At 70.4% G+C, this 16949-nt stretch carries 15 protein-coding genes; 8 read left to right on the top strand and 7 right to left on the bottom strand.

The features are described 5' to 3' along the window. A partial coding sequence (locus EER30_RS33175) for a cytochrome c oxidase subunit I (RefSeq protein ID WP_205650525.1) occupies positions 1-866 on the bottom strand: 866 nt, incomplete at its 3' end. A 272-nt stretch (positions 867-1138) separates the two neighbouring features. Between EER30_RS33175 and EER30_RS33180 the strand changes: the two genes are divergently transcribed. Next, positions 1139-2737: a GAF domain-containing sensor histidine kinase gene (locus EER30_RS33180; RefSeq protein WP_127504623.1), complete on the top strand. Its 1599-nt coding sequence runs from the start codon at positions 1139-1141 to the stop codon at positions 2735-2737. Here EER30_RS33180 and EER30_RS33185 read toward each other — a convergent pair. Beyond that, positions 2706-3200, bottom strand: a complete 495-nt coding sequence (locus tag EER30_RS33185) for a response regulator (RefSeq protein ID WP_205650526.1) — start codon at positions 3198-3200, stop codon at positions 2706-2708. The genes EER30_RS33180 and EER30_RS33185 overlap by 32 nt on opposite strands. 9 nt (positions 3201-3209) lie before the next feature. Here EER30_RS33185 and EER30_RS33190 point away from each other — a divergent pair, with 9 nt between their 5' ends. Then, entirely contained in the window at positions 3210-3572 is a 363-nt protein-coding gene (locus EER30_RS33190) for an STAS domain-containing protein (protein ID WP_127504624.1), read from the top strand. Here EER30_RS33190 and EER30_RS33195 read toward each other — a convergent pair. Beyond that, positions 3552-6329: an AAA family ATPase gene (locus EER30_RS33195; RefSeq protein ID WP_127504625.1), complete on the bottom strand. Its 2778-nt coding sequence runs from the start codon at positions 6327-6329 to the stop codon at positions 3552-3554. The genes EER30_RS33190 and EER30_RS33195 overlap by 21 nt on opposite strands. Positions 6330-6565: 236 nt before the next feature. Between EER30_RS33195 and EER30_RS33200 the strand changes: the two genes are divergently transcribed. The 3 genes from EER30_RS33200 to EER30_RS33210 all read left to right on the top strand — a co-directional run bounded on the left by EER30_RS33200 (position 6566) and on the right by EER30_RS33210 (position 8419). Next, a complete protein-coding gene (locus tag EER30_RS33200; protein WP_205650527.1) occupies positions 6566-6961 on the top strand; it encodes a plastocyanin/azurin family copper-binding protein in 396 nt (131 codons plus the stop codon). 44 nt (positions 6962-7005) lie between these two features. Continuing rightward, positions 7006-7686: a response regulator gene (locus EER30_RS33205; protein WP_127504626.1), complete on the top strand. Its 681-nt coding sequence runs from the start codon at positions 7006-7008 to the stop codon at positions 7684-7686. An 88-nt stretch (positions 7687-7774) separates the two neighbouring features. Beyond that, entirely contained in the window at positions 7775-8419 is a 645-nt protein-coding gene (locus tag EER30_RS33210; protein ID WP_127504627.1) for a histidine kinase, read from the top strand. Here EER30_RS33210 and EER30_RS33215 read toward each other — a convergent pair. Continuing rightward, positions 8406-8819: a hypothetical protein gene (locus EER30_RS33215; protein ID WP_127504628.1), complete on the bottom strand. Its 414-nt coding sequence runs from the start codon at positions 8817-8819 to the stop codon at positions 8406-8408. The two genes, EER30_RS33210 and EER30_RS33215, sit on opposite strands and share 14 nt — an antisense overlap. 471 nt (positions 8820-9290) lie before the next feature. Here EER30_RS33215 and EER30_RS33220 point away from each other — a divergent pair, with 471 nt between their 5' ends. Then, entirely contained in the window at positions 9291-11453 is a 2163-nt protein-coding gene (locus tag EER30_RS33220; RefSeq protein WP_127504629.1) for a GAF domain-containing protein, read from the top strand. Here the strand turns inward: EER30_RS33220 and EER30_RS33225 are convergent. Together EER30_RS33225 and EER30_RS33230 are read right to left on the bottom strand one after the other, a co-directional pair. Beyond that, entirely contained in the window at positions 11424-11639 is a 216-nt protein-coding gene (locus EER30_RS33225; RefSeq protein ID WP_127504630.1) for a hypothetical protein, read from the bottom strand. The two genes, EER30_RS33220 and EER30_RS33225, sit on opposite strands and share 30 nt — an antisense overlap. Positions 11640-11658: 19 nt before the next feature. Then, entirely contained in the window at positions 11659-12612 is a 954-nt protein-coding gene (locus tag EER30_RS33230) for a sulfotransferase domain-containing protein (RefSeq protein WP_127504631.1), read from the bottom strand. Positions 12613-12753: 141 nt separating this feature from the next. Here EER30_RS33230 and EER30_RS33235 point away from each other — a divergent pair, with 141 nt between their 5' ends. Next, positions 12754-14004: a type III polyketide synthase gene (locus tag EER30_RS33235; protein WP_127504632.1), complete on the top strand. Its 1251-nt coding sequence runs from the start codon at positions 12754-12756 to the stop codon at positions 14002-14004. A gap of 24 nt (positions 14005-14028) precedes the next feature. Continuing rightward, the gene (locus tag EER30_RS33240; RefSeq protein ID WP_127504633.1) at positions 14029-15582 is read left to right on the top strand and encodes a fatty acid desaturase; all 1554 of its coding nucleotides are present in this window, start codon (positions 14029-14031) and stop codon (positions 15580-15582) included. On the opposite strand, the gene EER30_RS33245 is transcribed toward EER30_RS33240, so the two are convergent. Then, positions 15546-16625: a polysaccharide deacetylase family protein gene (locus tag EER30_RS33245; protein ID WP_127504634.1), complete on the bottom strand. Its 1080-nt coding sequence runs from the start codon at positions 16623-16625 to the stop codon at positions 15546-15548. The genes EER30_RS33240 and EER30_RS33245 overlap by 37 nt on opposite strands. Between the last annotated feature and the right edge of the window lie 324 nt (positions 16626-16949).

Here is a 16949-nt window from a genome sequence, read left to right on the forward strand (position 1 = left end):
CCGAAGACCGGCTTGCGGCTGAAGACCGGGATGACCTCGGTGATGATGCCGAAGAACGGCAGCGCCACGATGTACACCTCGGGATGGCCGAAGAACCAGAAGAGGTGCTGCCACAGCATGGGCCCGCCCGTGGCCGGGTCATAGACGTGGGCGCCGAGAATGCGGTCGGCCGCCAGGGCGAAGAGCGCGGCGGCCAAAAACGGGAAGACCAGGATCACCAGAAGGCTGGTGACCAGGATGTTCCACGTCATGATCGGCATGCGGAACATGGTCATGCCGGGGGCGCGCAGGGTCACGATCGTGGTGATCATGTTGACCCCGCCGAGGATCGTGCCCAGACCCGAGAGCGCCAGACCGACCACCCACATGTTGCCGCCGACGCCCGGGGAGTTCGGCGAGTCGCTGAGCGGCGCGTACGCCGTCCAGCCGAAGTCGGCCGCGCCGCCCGGGGTGAAGAAGCCACCGATCGCGATCGCCCCGCCGAACAGGTAGAGCCAGTACGCGAACGCGTTGAGCCGCGGGAAGGCCACGTCGGGCGCGCCGATCTGGATCGGCACCACGAAATTCGCGAACGCGAACACGATCGGCGTCGCGAAGAACAGCAGCATGATCGTGCCGTGCATCGTGAAGAGCTGGTTGTACTGCTCCGGTGAGAGGAACTGCATGCCCGGGCGGGCCAGTTCGGCCCGCATCATCAACGCCATGAACCCGCCGAGCATGAAGAACACGAAGGCCGTGATCATGTACATGATCCCGATCTGCTTCGCGTCCGTCGTGCGCAGGACACGGGCCAGCGCCGTGCCCTTGACCTGCCGCCGCACGGGATACGGCCGGGCCACCACGGGGCGAGGGGTAACTTCGGTCACCCGAACCTCCTCGACGTCGAGGGGCGGCCCACGATCTCGAGCCGCATTCTTCCGACCGTACTCACGACGGCACGCTTGTAAACGCGCACGCCAAGACCAACTTTGACGGTCCCGGCCCGGTGGTTCCGGACCGCGCCGACGACCTCGGCGTCGCTTTCCTCGACACCGCCGAAATGCACGCCGCGCCCTGATGCTTCTCGCCACTCCGGCCGCCCCGGCGGATCGCGCGATCAGGTGATGCGGCCGGCCCGCCGCGAGGGAAACAGTGGGGCGTGAACAGCTCCTTGTGGCGTACGCGATTGCGCGCCGGCCGACGGCCCGCGTGGGACACCGAGCGGCTGATCCTCGAGACCGAGCGCAAGGCCCTCCTGCGGCTCGGCGCCCTGGCCGGCAGCGCCCCCATCCAGGAGTTGTTCGATGCCATGGCCGAGGAACTGGGCCGCATCGTCGACATCGAGACCGGCGCGACCTTCCAGGACATGGCCGGCGTCTCCCGGTTCGACCCGGACGGGCTGATGACACTGGTCGCCAAGTGGGGGCGGCGTCCCGACTGGCCGTCCCCGCTCGGGTCCCGATGGTCGCTGGACGGTGACAGCGCCAACGCCCGCGTGTTCCGCACCGGCCGCCCGGCCCGCCTGGAGGGGAACATCCCGGTCACCGGGTCGATCTCCCGGCGGCTGGACTCGATCAACGCGATGTCGTCGGTCGCGGTCCCGATCTTCGTCGACAACCGGCTGTGGGGGTCCGCGACCGTCGTCTCCGACCGTCCGCGGCGCCTGCCGGCCAATACCGAGTCGCGGCTGTCCGGGTTCGCCGCGCTGGCCTCGACGGCGATCTCGAGCGCGCAACGCCGCGAGGAGGTGCAGCGGCTTTCCGACGAGCACGCGGCCATGCGCCGGGTCGCCACCATGGTCGCCCGGCAGGCGCCGCCCGACCGCATCTGTCAGACGGTGACCGAGGAGCTGGCCGCCCTGCTCGGCGTCGAGGACGTGCGGATCTTCCGCTACGACCCGGGCGGCGCGGCGACCGTCGTCGGAAGCTGGGGAAAGCCGGCCGGCGGCTCCACCCACGAGAGCCCGATCCTGATCGGCGAGCGGCTGTGGGGGGTGCTCACCGTCACCTCGTCGCAGCCCGGCCCCGTCCCCGACCGGGTCCAGCAGACGATCTCGGACTGCATCGACCTGATCGCGACAGCCGTTCACAACACCGACGCCGAGGAGAAGCTGCGCGCCTCCCGCAAGCGCATCGTCACCGCGACCGATCACGCGCGTCGGCGCTTCGAACGCGACCTGCACGACGGCGCCCAGCAACGCCTGGTCGCCCTGGCCCTGGAACTGCGCGACACCGACGTGCTGCAGGGGCAGGCCCTGGCCGAAACGGCCGGCGAGGTCGACTCGATCCTGACCGACCTGCGGGGCCTGACGCGGGGGCTTCATCCCGCCGTGCTCTCCCAGAGCGGCCTGTCCGCCGCCGTGCGATCGCTCGTGCGTCACTGCCCGGTCCCGGTGACGCTGACCCTGCCCGGCTCCTGGGCCGGGGTCGACGACCTGGTCGAGATCGCCTGCTACTACGTCGTCGCCGAGGCGCTGACCAACGTGGCCAAGCACGCTCGGGCGTCCGTGGTCGAGCTCGAACTGGCCGTCGAGGACCCGGACGTACGGGTCACCGTCAGCGACGACGGGGTCGGAGGCGCTGACGCCGTGGCGGGCACCGGGCTGCTCGGGATCGCCGATCGTGTCGAGGCGCTGGGCGGCTCCCTGGCCGTGGTCAGCCCACGCGGTGAGGGCACCAGACTGGTCGCACGGGTGCCGAGCGCGAGGCGTAGTACGGGAAGCGGGGTCAGACCAGATCGGGCACGAGGTTCCGAATAGCCGTGACCGACAACTCGGACTTGCCCACGAAACCGGCGGCCGGCGCGTTTTCGAGGAGCTCGACGTAATCTTCGGCGTCCCGCGTGGAAATCATGATGACGTGCCCGCGCAGATAGGGATAGCGGTCGACGAGCAGCCCCAGCAGACCGAATCCGCTCTCGGCGCCGAGCGACACGTCGACCAGTACGACGTCGGGATGCCCGAGCGCGACCGCACGCAGCGCGGATTCGGAATCGGTGGCGACGTCGACCGCCTCGACGCCCTGACGGCCGAGGCTACGGCGCGCGACGTCGAGAAACCGCTGATTGTCGTCTACCACCAGACAGCGAAACCGCACCCGGACAACAGTGTCAGACCGGGCGGCCGGTGCCATTGCAGCTAACCGGTAGGAATCGTTGTGCCGGTGGACACCCGGGGGCCGATAGCGTGATCGCGTGATGTCCGCCGATTCCCGGTTCGGCACTATCGAATCATGTTCTCGCACCAGCAAATCCCTTCTGTCTCCGAGGTCGGCGCCATCCGTGTGGCGGGCGAGGTCGACATGGCGACGATGCCGATGTGGGAGGTCGCACTCGAGGCCCTGAGCCGGGCCGCCGGGGACGCCGTCATCGACATGGCCGACCTGACGTTCATCGACGTCGGCGGCCTTCGCGTCCTGGTGCTGACGTCGCTGGCCATGAGCGCCCGGGGCGGCCGGTTGAGCCTGCGAGGGGTCTCGCCGGCCATCCGCCGGGTCATGGAGGTCCTCGGCTGGGCCGAGCTGTTCGGCTACCCCGGTTCGCGCGAGGGACGAAGCCACCCGCAGCCGGCCGCGTCAGCCGTCGTTGTCCCGTAGGAGGTTTGCCAGCTGCACGCGCGACCGGATGCCGAGCTTCGCGAAGGCGTGCCGCACGTGGGAACTCACCGTGTGCGGGGAGAGGAAGAGCTGCTGAGCCGCGCCACGGTTGGTAGCCCCGGCCGCGACCAGCCGCACGACCTTGAGCTCGGCGTCGGTGAGGCTGGCCCAGCCGTCGGCCGACCGCTCCCCCACCAGCCGGGACGAGGTGGCGTGACCGCGCAGGGAGCGGCTCACCCGCCGGACGTCGACGACCGAGCCCGCACCGCCGAAGATCTCCCCCGCCGTCGTCAGGTGAACCACCGCGACGTCCTGGTGCCCCTCGCGGATCAACCGCTGCCCCGCGTCCTCCAGAGCCAGCGCGGCCAGCAACGGGCGATCCGCGGCGAGCAACGCCCGCGAGGCCGACACGAGCTGATCGGGCGAATCGTCCAGAAGCCCATCGACGTACGCGGCACCGGCCGCGAAGGCGGGTGCGCCGGCTCCCCCGGCTCTCATCCGGCCCGCCGCGGCCGCGGCCCGCTCGATCAGCGAACCGTCCCCGGCGGCGGCGCCGATCCAGGTCGCCAGCACCACCGCGCCCATGTCGGCCGGAAGCGCCATCCCGCACGCCTCGAGCGGATCGTCGGCGAGCAGCCGCGCCGCGTAGAGCACATCGCCGCGGGCCGCCGCCGCGGTCGCGAGCACCCGGTGGGCCCACCGCCGCCCGACGACGCTGTCGCCGACCCGCAGGCGCCGGGCGATCGAGGTGGCCGCCCGCCCGAGCTTCGCGTCGCCGAGGTGCTGGGCCAGGGCGGCCGCCGTGGCCATGCGCAGCACCGTCACGACGGTGACCGGCGCGTCGTCGCCCTCGCCGGCTCCGGGTGTCTCCAGGTCGGCACGGGCGGCGACGAGCTGTCCGGTCATCATGTTCGTCAGCGCGGAGAGCTGGGTGCCGAGACTGCCCAGCGGCGCGTCGTGATCGCGGCGGGCGTGGCGAGCACCGTCGGAGAGCGTGGCCTTCCCCGCGCCCGTACGACCGAGGCAGTGCAACAGATTCCCGGTGTGCAGGTCGAGCATCGTGCCGCGGCGACGGGGCATGAGGTCGAGCTCGGCCGAGGCCGCCGTGCCGTCGAAGCGCCCGGCGTGAACGGCGGCGAGCGCCAGCCGGGCCGGCGCGGTCGACTCGTCGGCCGTGTGCGCGAGGACCTGCCTCGCGTGGTGTTCGGCGCCGGTCGCGTCGCCGCTCTCCAGCAGGTTGTAGGCGAGCCAGGCGCTGTGCTCACCGCGGTCGCGCGTGGTCAGGCCGCTCAGCGCGAGTGCCTGGCGGTTGTCCTCGACCCGCTCGCAGGCCGCCCGGACAGCCACCGTCGACTCGATCAGCCGTACAGCCGCCTCGTCCTCGGCGGAGAGAACGCCGGCCAGTGCCCGGTGCGCCAGCTCGGCCGCCTCCTCCGTGCGCATCACGCGGTGCAAATGCGTCAGCGCCGAGACGACCAGAGTGCCCCGGTCGGCGGCATCGGGAGGGCACAATTCCCAGGTTCGCCGGAACAGGTCGGCCGCCGTGCCCGGGTCGGCCGCGGCGATCGCGTGCGCCGCCGTCCGCAGCGTGGCGATCGCCTCGGGGTCTCCCGGCTCGGCGGTACGCGCCAAGATCTGGGCCACCTCGACCGTGTCGGTGCCGGTGCGCAGCAGCACGTCGATCGACTCGCGTTCCAGCAGCGAGCGCAGCGACGACGGCAGTGACTCACGCGCCGCCTCCCGCACCACGTCCTGCACGAATCGGATGCGCTCACCGCCGACCGTCAGCAGATCGGCCCGTACCGCGTCTTCGAGGGGTTCGATGAGGTCGGAGGCCGGGCACCGGGCCAGCCCCGCGAGCTGCGCGGCAGTGAACGAGGGCGGCAGCAGCGCGGCCATCCGGATCACGCGGCGGCCGGCGGCCGGAAGCTCCAGCAGCCTCTCGTCGACCGCCGTGGTGAGCCGGCGAGGCAGCTGCGACCCCTCAGCCCCGGCGCGGCCCTCGCTCGTCCGCAACCGATCCTCCTCGTGCAGTCCGCGCAGCAATTCGATGATCCAGTACGGGTACGGCTGCCCGTCGACCCTCTCGGTCATCGCGAGCAACGAGGGCTCGACCTCGACGCCGACGAAGTCCTCGACCACGGCGGCGGCCGCCGGCGCGGAGAGACCGCCGAGCCGCAGCGTCTCGGCGCCGGCGCTCTCGAGGCCGGCGAGAAGATCGCTGATGACCGGGCCGGCCTGGCCCCGCCGCACGGCCAGCACCCAGACGACGCCGGCCTGACGAAGGTCGGCCGCCAGGGTCCGGATGGCCGTGGCCGTCTCCGTGTCCGCCCACTGCAGATTGTCGATCACGATCATCAGCGGGCCGGCCTCGGCCGCCGTCGTCAGCGCCGAGTGAAGCCGCTGGACGATCCAGAACGACGCCCCGATGCCCTCGAGGAAGGACTGCGGGTCGGCGATCGGTGGCCGGGCGCCCAGCACCGCGGTGAGCAGGGGTGTGAACGGCGCGGCCCCGCCCCGGGCAGCCTCGGCCCGCAGGACGCGCATCCCGCTGCGCTCGGCCCGGTGAACGACCTCGTGCGACAGTCGTGACTTGCCGATGCCGGCCGGGCCGTCCACGATCAGCACGCCTCCCTCGCCGGCCCGGGCCGACGACAGCAGACGATCGGCCAGCGCGATCTCCGCGTCCCGCCCCCGTAACGGACTCGTACCGACCGGATCGAACTCGAGCGTCCGGCTCCGAGAATTGATTGCCATCGCAGCCTCTCGCGGTTGTGCAGCGGTGTGCCGGGGCGCCCGCGAGCGGGCCCGCCTCGGTCATGACCGTCATCCTCTCGGCCCGGGGCGGCCGGTGTCCTCGAAGCCTGCTGGGGTCTCGCCTACCAACCAGCCGGGGTGTCAAGCCCCCGCAAACGCGTATTCATGCGATGCCGCCGGCCTTCTCCCGTGTCAACCATTGGCAGTGAAAGCGCAGACGGACGAGGAGCGATCCCGTGAAGACTTCCCTGGTACGACCCCACTCCCTGGCGGCGGCCGCGGCCGTCCTGGTCATCGCCGCGGCCGGTTGCAGTTCGGGCAAGGGCTCGTCGATGACGGGGACTCAGCCCCCGACCGCGGGCGCATCCGCGCCGGTGCCGGCCCCGGCCGATCTGGTCAACATCCAGAACTTCGCGTTCAACCCGAACACGCTGACTGTCCCGGCCAAGACCGCGGTCACCTGGAAGTTCGACGACTCGACCGATCACACGGTCGTCGCGGACGACAACTCGTTCGCCTCGCAGCCGATGGGCAACGGTCAGACGTACAGCCACACCTTCGCGACGGCGGGCACCGTCGCGTACCACTGCTCGATCCACCCCTTCATGAAGGCCACGGTCACCGTCGAGTAGCGGCTCGGCGTGATGACGGTTCTCGACGGGGCATGGGGTGTGGGATGCGGATAGTGGTCGCCGACGATGACGTTCTGCTGCGCGAGGGCCTCGTCAGCATGCTGACCAACCGGGGCTTCGAGGTGGTGGGCAGCGCCGGGAGCGGGCCCGAGGCGATCAGCCGGATCCGCGCGACCAAGCCCGACCTGGTGATCCTCGACATACGCATGCCGCCCACGCACAGTCGGGAGGGCCTCGACGTCGCCCTGGCCATCCGCGCCGAGATGCCGCAGGTCGGCATCGTCATGCTGTCGGCCTACATCGAGGTCGACCACGCGACCGAACTCCTCCGCAGCGGCCGCGGGGTCGGTTACCTCCTCAAGAGCACGGTCACCGAGGTCGACCAGTTCTTCGACGCCCTCGACCGCGTCGGCCGGGGCGGCCTGGTCGTCGACCCCGAGCTGGTCGGTGAGCTCATCGCGGCGCCCCGGCGGTCGAATCCGCTCGACGGGCTGACCCGGCGCGAGACCGAGGTCCTCGAGCTGGTCGCCGAGGGGCGCTCGAACGTGGGGATCGCGCGGGAGCTGTTCATCAGCGAGGGAACCGTCGAGAAGCACGTTCAGAGCATCCTGAGCCGCCTCGGACTGTCCGAATCGGCGCAGGACCACCGCCGGGTCCTGGCCGTCCTCCGCTATCTCGAGGCCCCCCAGAACGGGAAAGTCGGACATAAAACTCCGGGCGGTTGAGATCGAGGGCGACCTCGCCACCCGGGCTGGGGCACGACCGTCCAGGCCCGTCTGCCGCTGCCGTGATCGGCCAAGGCCAGGAGGTGTGATGGAAACGAGAATCGCCGGCCGGCTCGCCGGTTGTGCCGAACGCTGCGCCGAGCTGGAAGCCTCGCGGCTGCGGCTCATCGCGGAGCACGACGCCGAGGTCGAGCGGATCGAGCGTGAACTGCACGACGGTCTGCAGCAGCGGCTGACCACGGTGGGCATGGAACTTCAGCTTCTCGAGTCGGCTCGGCCGTCCGGCGACAACGCGCTGGCCACGCTCGGCGAGGAGCTGGCGGCCCTCGCGGCCACCGCCCGGCGGCTGTCGCGCCGCGTCTTCCCGGCGATCCTCACCGAGGCCGGCATCGGTGCGGCGCTGCGATCGTACGCCCGGCAGGCGCCGCTGCCGGTCGAGCTGAACCTGCCCGGGCTCCGCCGCTATCCGGCCGTGGTCGAGATGACCGCCTACCGCCTGGTGGTGGGCGTGACCGAGGGCGCGTCCGGGACGTACGTCTCGGTGCGGGGCGGCGACAAGACCGGCCGGCTGCGGCTGATCGTCGAGGCCGACGGCGACGCCGGGGTGCTGATCAGCCCGCCGATCCGTGATCGCCTCGACGCCCTGAACGCGACGCTGCGTCTCGAGAAGGCCGCGGACGGCGTCCGCGCGGTGGTCGAGTTCGCGGCCGCGCCCGCCGTCACCGGCCGATGATCGACTCGACCGTGCCGTACCCGTAGTAGTAGATCAGGCGGCCGCCGAACGACTCGACGGTCAACGCGACCTCCAGGCGCTGGTCCGGCGCACAGGGGATGACGGCCAGGAACTCGCCGTCGGTCAGGCCCTCGGTGTAGACCTCGAGAATCTCCCGGTAATACGTCCAGTCCTGCATCAGGCGGGTCAGCCGCGCGGAGAAGCCGTGCCGGACTCCCCTCTGGTCCAGGATCCGCAGGCCCTCGTCGCCGTGGATCACCTCGACCACCTCGTCGTCGTCGAGGTCGACGGCCAGGGCGGCGGTCAGCCCGTCCACCCGTTCACGATCGGGCAGCAGAGCGGTCAGCGCATAGGTCGGGTGCACCTCGAAACGGTCGATGTTGTCGTCGATCGTCGGCATTTCTTTTCCCTTCGGACAACCGGCCGGGCAGAGTAGCCGGGCCGTGATCTCGTACTACCGTCTTTGCATCAAGGCGCCGCCAGCATCGTTCATTCATGCGATCTCTTTCGTCGAGTGATGTCATTTGTTTTCGAGGGTTTCCGTTACCGAGTTCATGCGATGCGTCCATGGCCTCGCGTCGCGTCCGGCCCCCGCCTACGTCACATGGTGGGAAAAGCCCTGCCCGGGGGCCGTGCCGTTTCTCACTCCGGTGGCTCCTCGAACCGGTGTCCTGCCACGGAAAGCACTGAAACCGCCTGATCGGGCCGCCTGGCATCGTCGCCCGGCCACCGCGGGTGTGGTGGAACACAATGGCTAAGCCCTGACGCGCCGGGCACCATTCGTTCGGATCAGCGGCGACGAGGAAGGCAACATCAGGGTGCGAAGGCGGGCGAGCAGTGGTCACGGACGACCTCGGGGGATCCCGGGCACGTGATCCCCGAATCCGAACGTGCGGCCCTGCTCCGCCTCGGCGTGCTGGCCGGAACCGCACCCATCCAGGACCTGTTCGATGCCATCGCCGACGAACTGAGCAACCTGGTCGACCTCGAAACCGGCCGGACGCGTCAGATCATGTCGGGGATCGGCCGTTTCGACGCCGACGGGATGATGACCGTCGTCGCCACACGCGGGACGCGCCCCGACTGGCCCGGCCCGGTCGGCTCGCGCTGGAAGCTCGACGGCGACAGCTCGAACGCCCAGGTCTACCGCACCGGCCGCCCGTCGCGGATGGAGAACGGCATCGAGGTCAACGGATCGATCTCGCGGCTGCTGGAAAGCCTGCACGCCACGTCGTCGGTCGCCGTCCCCCTCTTCGTCGACGACCGGCTGTGGGGCTCGGCGACGGTCGTCTCCGACCAGCCCGCCCCGCTGCCCGCGAACATCGAGTCGCGCCTGGCCGAGTTCGCCGCCCTGGCCTCGACCGCGATCTCGAGCGCCCAGCGACGCGAGGAGGTGGAGCGGCTGGCCCGCGAGCACGCCGCGCTGCGCCGCGTGGCCACCCTGGTCGCCCGGACCGCCGAGCCCGAGAAGATCTGGGACGTCGTGCTCGATGAGCTGGGCGAACTCTGCGACGCGCCGCTTTCCAGCCTCGTCCGCTTCGAGTCCGCCGACGCGGTGACGGTCATCGCGGCTCGCACCCCCGCCGGCCCCGTCGACGGCCTGCCCTCGCGGTGGCCGGCGGCCGGGAACACCATCTCGGCCAAGGTCGCGGCCCAGCATGCGGTCGTTCGCATCGACTGGTCCGGCGTCGAGGGCGCGATCGGTGAGATCGTCCGGGAGCGTACGAGCCTGCGGACCTCGATCATGGCGCCGGTGTTCGATCAGGGCGAGCTCTGGGGTGGCCTGGCGGTGCACGCCCCGAAGGAACAGTTTCTCGCGGCCGACACCGAGCGGCGGCTCGCCGGGTTCGCCGAGCTGGTCAGCACGGCCCTGGCCAACGCGACCGCCCGGGCCGAGGTCCGCCGCATCGCCGAGGAGCAGGCCACGATCCGGCGCATCGCCACCCTGGTCGCCCGGCAGGCGCCGCCGGCCGAGATCTGCCAGACGGTGGCCGACGCTCTGGCCGCCCTGTTCGAGGTCGAGGACATGCGGCTGTTCCGCTACGACCCCGGCGACGAGGTGACCGTGGTCGGCAGCCACGGGCTGATGGCCGGCGACTACCCGGTCGGCTCGAGCCATCGCCTTCTGGCCGGAACCGCCGTCGACCTCGTACGCCGTGACGGGGTGACCACCCGGCTCGACGGCTATGACGACATCGCCGGCGAGCCCGCGAGCGCCGCCCGGACAGCCGGCCTGCGATCGACCGTCGCCTGCCCGGTCTTCGTCGGCGACCGGCTCTGGGGCGCGCTGGCCATGGCCTCGCTGCAGCCGGGCCGCATCCCCGACCGGGTCCTGCCCCCGATCTCGGACTGCGTCGACCTGATCGCGACCGCCATCCACAACGCCGAGGCCGAGGAGCGGCTGCTGGCCTCGCGCGCCCGCATCGTGGCCGCCACCGACGAGGCCCGCCGCCGGTTCGAACGTGATCTGCACGACGGCGCCCAGCAGCGCCTCGTGTCCCTCTCCCTGGAGCTGCGGGCCACCGAGACCCTGGCCGGCGAGGCGCTCCGGACGGCGACCCACGAGCTCGACGCGATCCTGACCGATCTTCGTGACCTGTCGCGCGGGCTTCACCCGGCGATGCTGTCCGAGGGTGGTCTGCCGTCGGCCGTCCGGTCGCTGGTCCGCCGCTGTCCGACGCCGGTGCGGCTCGTCCTTCCGGACACCTGGGCGAACGTCTCCGAAGTCGCCGAGATCGCCTGCTACTACGTCGTCGCCGAGGCGCTGACGAACGTGGCCAAGCACGCCTCGGCCAGTGCGGTCGATCTCGAGCTGACCCTGGACGACCAGGGCGTACGGGTCACGGTCGCCGACGACGGCGTCGGCGGGGTCGACACCGGGGCCGGTTCCGGGGTGATCGGGATCGCCGACCGGCTCGAGACGCTGGGCGGGAGCCTGTCGGTGATCAGCCCGCCCGGCGGCGGCACCACACTGGTCGCCAAGCTGCCGGCCGCCAGGGTCGCCTCAACGCTGAACACCTGCCCATTCGGCTGAGGCTCGGAGCCGGCCGGCCTCGATCAGCGCGAGCAGGTCGGCCGGCCAGTGCTCGAGGTAGCGGAGGAACTCAGCGGTGCGGGAGTCGGCCTGCGGCCTCGAGGACACCGCGACGACGTCGCTGCGGCAGATCTCCGTCCAGCAGGGAACAGGGATGCCGGCCGAAGCCGCCATCAGCGACGCCATCGCCTCGCGCCTGGGATCTTCAACGGTGCAGCCAGTCGATCAGTTCGGGCGGGGCCAGCCGGGCGACCCGGGCGTCGTACCGGGAAAGCTCTTCGCCGGTGAGGATCTCGCGGGCGGCGCCTGAGGTGCCCCGGCGGAAGAACAGGGTGTTGTCGGGCCGAATCCCGGGCGGGGGCGGCACGAGAACGTCGTCTCGGGCTCTCATGCGCTCGAAGGTGGCCGCCTCGACGAGGGCGGGCCACGACTGCTCCGCGACGGTGATCCCGAGCCTGGCGGCGAGGCCGCGCATCTGCCCCTCGAGGTCGGACAGCAGGTCGTCGTAGTGCACCAGCACGACGTTCGGATCTGCTCGCCGGGTCCACGCTTCGGACAGGTGCCGCATGGTGGCGGGGAGGGAGGTCACCACGTCGTCGCCGTCGATCCACTTGAGCAGGGCGTCGCGCAGTTCCTGACGCGATACGTCCGGGGGCCGCGGCGGTGGCGGGCCGGGCGGCGCCTCCGGTGGCGGGCCGGGCGGCATTCCCGGCGGCGGGCCGGGCAACATTCCGGGCGGCGGGCCGGCCGGCATTCCCGGCGGCCCAGGCGGCGGCCAGGGTCGTGGGTGGTGGCCGGGCGCCGGCGGGGGTGCCATCAGCCGCTCCTGGTGGACCATCGACACGAACGCGTCGACCGGGTTGCGGGCGGTCACGACGTACGTGACCCCGGCGTCGGACGGAATACCGGCGAGCGGCGTGTGCGTCTTGATGAAGCGCCGGTGTCGCTGTGCGGCCAACTGGGCGTCGACGTGCTGGGGCGGCACGTCCGGAGTGTCCAGCCATGGCGACAACCGCCAGAGTGGAGCCGGCAGATCGGGCGTCTCGAAGATCAGTAGCGCGCAGATCATCTGCATCCAGGTCGTCCCGGACTTGCGGGGTGTGCTGATCACGATGTCGCCGGGCCGGAAGCGGAAGCCCAGCCATCGGCCGGATGTCATGCGGTGAGCGTAGCCACTAGTACTAATGACGTTCGCGAATGGATCGGTCGGCTGTACTGCCGCCCGGGACGCCGGTCGTAGCATGTTGGGTGGTCCAGGCCCGAGGGCGCCTGGCCGTCCAACGGGGAAAGAGCTCTTTACATGATTCGTCATGAACATGTTCTGGGGCCAGGAAACGCTCACACGCCGGACGCGGCAGCGGTGATCGCGGCCGTCGCCGGCGCGTTTCCCGACCGATCCTATTCGCAGGACGAGATCGGATCTCTGCTCGGCCTGGAGAACCGGGTCGTGCGGAAGCTCCTCCGCTCGCCCCACATTCGGCGCCGCCACCTATACCTGCCTGACCCGGACCCGTTCACCGGCCGCGCGCACACCGAGAGCCCGGCCGAACTGCACGCGAAGTTCCGGAACGGCGCGCTCGACATCGGATCACGGGCGATCCTCGACGCGCTCGGCCAAGCGTCCCTGGCACCGACCGATGTCGACTATCTGATCTGTGTCACGTCGACCGGCTTCCTGGTGCCCGGCCTCAGCTCGCTGTTCTCCCGCGAATTGGCGTTCAAGCGCGATCTCCTGCGCACCGACGTCGTCGGCATGGGGTGCAACGCCGGGCTCAACGGCCTGAACCCGCTCGCCGAATGGGTGCGTCATCGGCCGGGCCGGGTCGGGCTGCTGGTCTGCTGTGAGATCAATTCCGCGATCTACGTCGTCGACGAGACGCCGCGTACAGGCATTGTCAACAGTCTCTTCGGCGACGGCGCGGCCGCGGTCGTACTGACCGGCCATGACGGCAACGGCACCGGGCCGGCGCCCTCGTCCCGCACCCCGCGCGTCGTCGATTTCGAAAGCTTCTGCCTCCCCGAACAGTGGGGGTCCATGCGTTTCGACTGGAACGCCGAAGCCGCGAAGTGGAGCTTCTACGTCGACCGCGATATCCCGTACGTCATCGGCTTCAACGTGCGGGAGCCGGTGGAGACCCTGCTCAAGCGGAACCGGCTCGACCTCCCGGCGATCAAGCACTGGATCGTGCACACCGGCGGCGGTCTGGTCATCGAATCCGTGCGGCGCGGCCTCGGCCTCGAAGACCACGACCTGCGGCACACGAGTTCCGTTCTGCGCGACTACGGCAACATCTCGAGCGGCAGCTTCCTGGTCAGCCTGCAGCGCCTGCTCGCCGAGGGGCGCGTGGCCGAGGGCGACCGGGGCGTCATGGTGACGATGGGCCCGGGCGCACAGATCGAAACCGCGCTGCTCGATTTCGGCCGACCGGACAGCGACGAAGCCGCGCACAACGACGTAGCCGCGCACAACGACGTAGCCGCGCACAACGACGAAGCCGCGCACAACGACGTAGCCGCGGACAGCGACGAAGCCGCGGACAGCGACGAATAACAGGTTCGACGACGAGGAGCGGACATGTCGGATCGAAGCTCGCCTTTTACCGGAACCGTCCTGCCCCGGGGCCGGCCGTTCTGGATCGTCGACGGACGCGCCTACGACTTCACCGAATGGATGAAGCTGCACCCCGGTGGCGCGATGTGGTTCCGGCAGACCGAGGGCCGGGACATCAGCGCCCTCCTGCACACCTATCACCGGGAGCCGGCCCGGCTGCGGAAGTTCCTCGCGAAGTACGAGATCGAGGAACTCATCGGCAAGACCGTCCAACCCAAGATCGTCGTTCCGCCGCGAGCCAGCGAGACGCCATTTCCCACCGACAACCCACCGCCGCCCGCCGAGGGCGATCTGCTCCCGAAACTGGGCATCCCACCGTTCCTGCTGGCGCCCGACTTCGACGCGCGTACGGATCTGCCGAAGCTCGACTATCGCGACAGCGGAAGCCTGCTCGCCGAGATCCGTACGAGGTTGAACGCCACCTTCTCCAAGAAAGACCTGAAACGGTACGACCGCAGGTTCGACATCGTCACTTTCATCATCGGCGCCGTGCACGTGGCCACGCTCGTACTCCTGATCATCGACCTCCTACCCGCCTGGGCTTTCGTCGCCATCATGGTCGTGACGCGGACCTCACTGGCCGGCTCGGGTCACTATCACCTGCACCGGAAATGGAAAGACCAGCGCCGCTACACGATGCCGATCGGGAAGGCGCTCTTCGATATCAACTACGTCGGGACGAGCCTGATCGGATCTGACGGGCACGTCCTGTTGCACCATCCCTATCTGGGCTCCGGCGCCGACGTGAAGAAGACGTTCTTCGACAGCATGCTGCAGTTGCACCCGGCCCTGCGGATCCCGGGCTACACGCTGCACAAACTCGGCATCTGCCTGACCGGGTTGTCGTTCCGGGCCCGGGAGATCGCCAAGTTCGAGCGGCCCCGGCGCGAGGAGTCGGGCGTCGTCGACGCGATCCGGACGGACTTCTGGTTCATCCGCGCGTGGATCCTCGTCGAGTTCATCGCGTGCCTGGTGACGGGTCACATCGTGGCGTGGCTGGTGCAGTTCGTCATCACCCTGTGGTTCAACACGTTCCTCGTCGTCGCGAGCCACGACTTCGAGGAGGAGACCGAGGACGAGCTCGCCGCGATCCCCGAGCCGCTGCGCAACGACTGGGCCGCGCAGCAGATCGTGCTGAGCTACGACCTCACCGTCGTCGGCAACCGCTGGGTCGACCTGTTCCTCAGCGCCGGCCTCAGCCCGCACCGCGTTCACCATGTGCTGCCGTGGCAGGGCTCCGGATTCGCCAACCTCGCCAGCGAGACGACGGTGCGGGATGCGTGCGCCGAGGCCGGCATCGCCTGGGAGCGTCCGCGGAACCTGATTTTCAACCGTTTCCCGGCCGTGATGAAGCATTACCTGCTGTGCCCGGCGAAGCCGCCGACCATGCTCCCGCCTCCCCCGGGCGCGCCGCCGCCGCCGGAACCGCACCCGGCGCCACCACCGTCAACGGCCCGGCATCAGGTCGGTGCCCTCGCGCGCTACGCGGCCGACGGCTGGAGAGGGGTCGGTGTCTGAACCTCCGCGGGGGCGTCCAGGGCTACGAACTGCAGACCTCGCGCCTTGAGGGCCGGGATGACGACGCTGAGGGCGTTGTACGTCTGGGACCGGTCGCCGCCGCCGTCGTGGCACAGGATGATCTGACCCGGCTTGGTCGACAGCATGCGCTGCTCGATCTTGTTGACGCCGGGCCGGGCCCAGTCGCGGGGGTCGACGGTCCAGTCGAGCGCGAGCAGGCCCGCGTGCGCGACCTCGCGCAGAAGCTGCGGCGACCAGTCGCCGCCGGGGGAACGGAACAGCGTGGGGGCGTACCCGGTGGTGTTCTTGATCTTCGCTTGGGCCTTGACCAGCTGCTTCTGCACGAACGGGCCAGGCTTGGCCGCCAGCTTCGTAGGGTGACTCCACGTGTGGTTGGCCAGCTGGTGCCCGGCCCTGGACACGGTCTGGGCGACGGCCTCGTGGCCGAGCACCTGATTGCCGATCATGCAGAAGACGGCCGGGACGTGGTGCTTGTCGAGCAGCCGCAGGATCTTCGGCGTCCAGAGCGGGTGCGGCCCGTCGTCGATGGTCAGCGCGATCGCGTCGGCGGGGAACGGCGCGGCGCCCGTGGCCGCTCGGTATTCGGCCAGCGTGGAGATCGGGCGGCGCTGGACCGGCAGTTGCGGGGTGACGGCCGCGCTCTCGGGAGTCCGCGGCCGGGTGACGGCGGGCGACGACGGGGGCGGCGGCGCCGCAGCGGGTTCTTTGGTCGCGGAATGAGCGGCAACAGCGCCGGCGACGACCGCCACTCCGGTCACCCCCGAAAGCCCGATCAGCAGTTGCCGCCTGGTCAGGGAAAAGCCGGTGCGGGTCGCCCCGGGAACGGATTCCGCGACGGCCGGCTCCGCGGCACCCTCATCATCGGGAGCACCCGAACGAACGGGAACGGTCGACTCGTCGGAGGGGCCGGCAACCATCACCGCCGAATCCCGCACCGGCGCCGCCGCGAGCAGCGCCACCGTCGCCTCATCCGGCACCGCCGGGGTCAACGCCACCGTCGCCTCATCCGGTGCCGTTGCCACGGTCTCCCCGTCCGAAGCAACAACCGCGGGCAACGCCACCGTCGCCTCATCCGGAGTCGAAGCTTCGCCGGCGGTTACTTCGGAATCCACAGTGCCGGGCTCGAGCGGGGAAACTTCCGCAGTGGGCTCGTCCGACATCCGGCACCTCCGCTTCGGCGGCGCGACCCACCGAACCTGTCCGCGGTGCCGACCGTCAATTGATCATCCAGAGCGGGCGACGCTAGCACATCTCCTCAAATGCCCCCATCAGTGCGATAGTCCACAAAGGCCGTCCTCGAATTCCGGGCAAACCAACCGCATCGCGCCGGACACACCGCGCAGCAA

It is taken from the genome of Actinoplanes solisilvae (genome assembly GCF_003999975.1).
In the GTDB taxonomy this organism is placed as follows: Bacteria; Actinomycetota; Actinomycetes; order Mycobacteriales; family Micromonosporaceae; genus Actinoplanes; species Actinoplanes solisilvae.

Bases quoted from the DNA above. Each gene is read 5' to 3' on its own strand.
- EER30_RS33190 (WP_127504624.1), top strand. From the start codon at position 3,210: ATGTTCTCGCACCAGCAAATCCCTTCTGTCTCCGAGGTCGGCGCCATC.
- EER30_RS33195 (WP_127504625.1), bottom strand. From the start codon at position 6,329: ATGGCAATCAATTCTCGGAGCCGGACGCTCGAGTTCGATCCGGTCGGT.
- EER30_RS33205 (WP_127504626.1), top strand. From the start codon at position 7,006: ATGCGGATAGTGGTCGCCGACGATGACGTTCTGCTGCGCGAGGGCCTC.
- EER30_RS33210 (WP_127504627.1), top strand. From the start codon at position 7,775: ATGGAAACGAGAATCGCCGGCCGGCTCGCCGGTTGTGCCGAACGCTGC.
- EER30_RS33215 (WP_127504628.1), bottom strand. From the start codon at position 8,819: ATGCCGACGATCGACGACAACATCGACCGTTTCGAGGTGCACCCGACC.
- EER30_RS33225 (WP_127504630.1), bottom strand. From the start codon at position 11,639: ATGGCGTCGCTGATGGCGGCTTCGGCCGGCATCCCTGTTCCCTGCTGG.
- EER30_RS33230 (WP_127504631.1), bottom strand. From the start codon at position 12,612: ATGACATCCGGCCGATGGCTGGGCTTCCGCTTCCGGCCCGGCGACATC.
- EER30_RS33235 (WP_127504632.1), top strand. From the start codon at position 12,754: ATGATTCGTCATGAACATGTTCTGGGGCCAGGAAACGCTCACACGCCG.
- EER30_RS33240 (WP_127504633.1), top strand. From the start codon at position 14,029: ATGTCGGATCGAAGCTCGCCTTTTACCGGAACCGTCCTGCCCCGGGGC.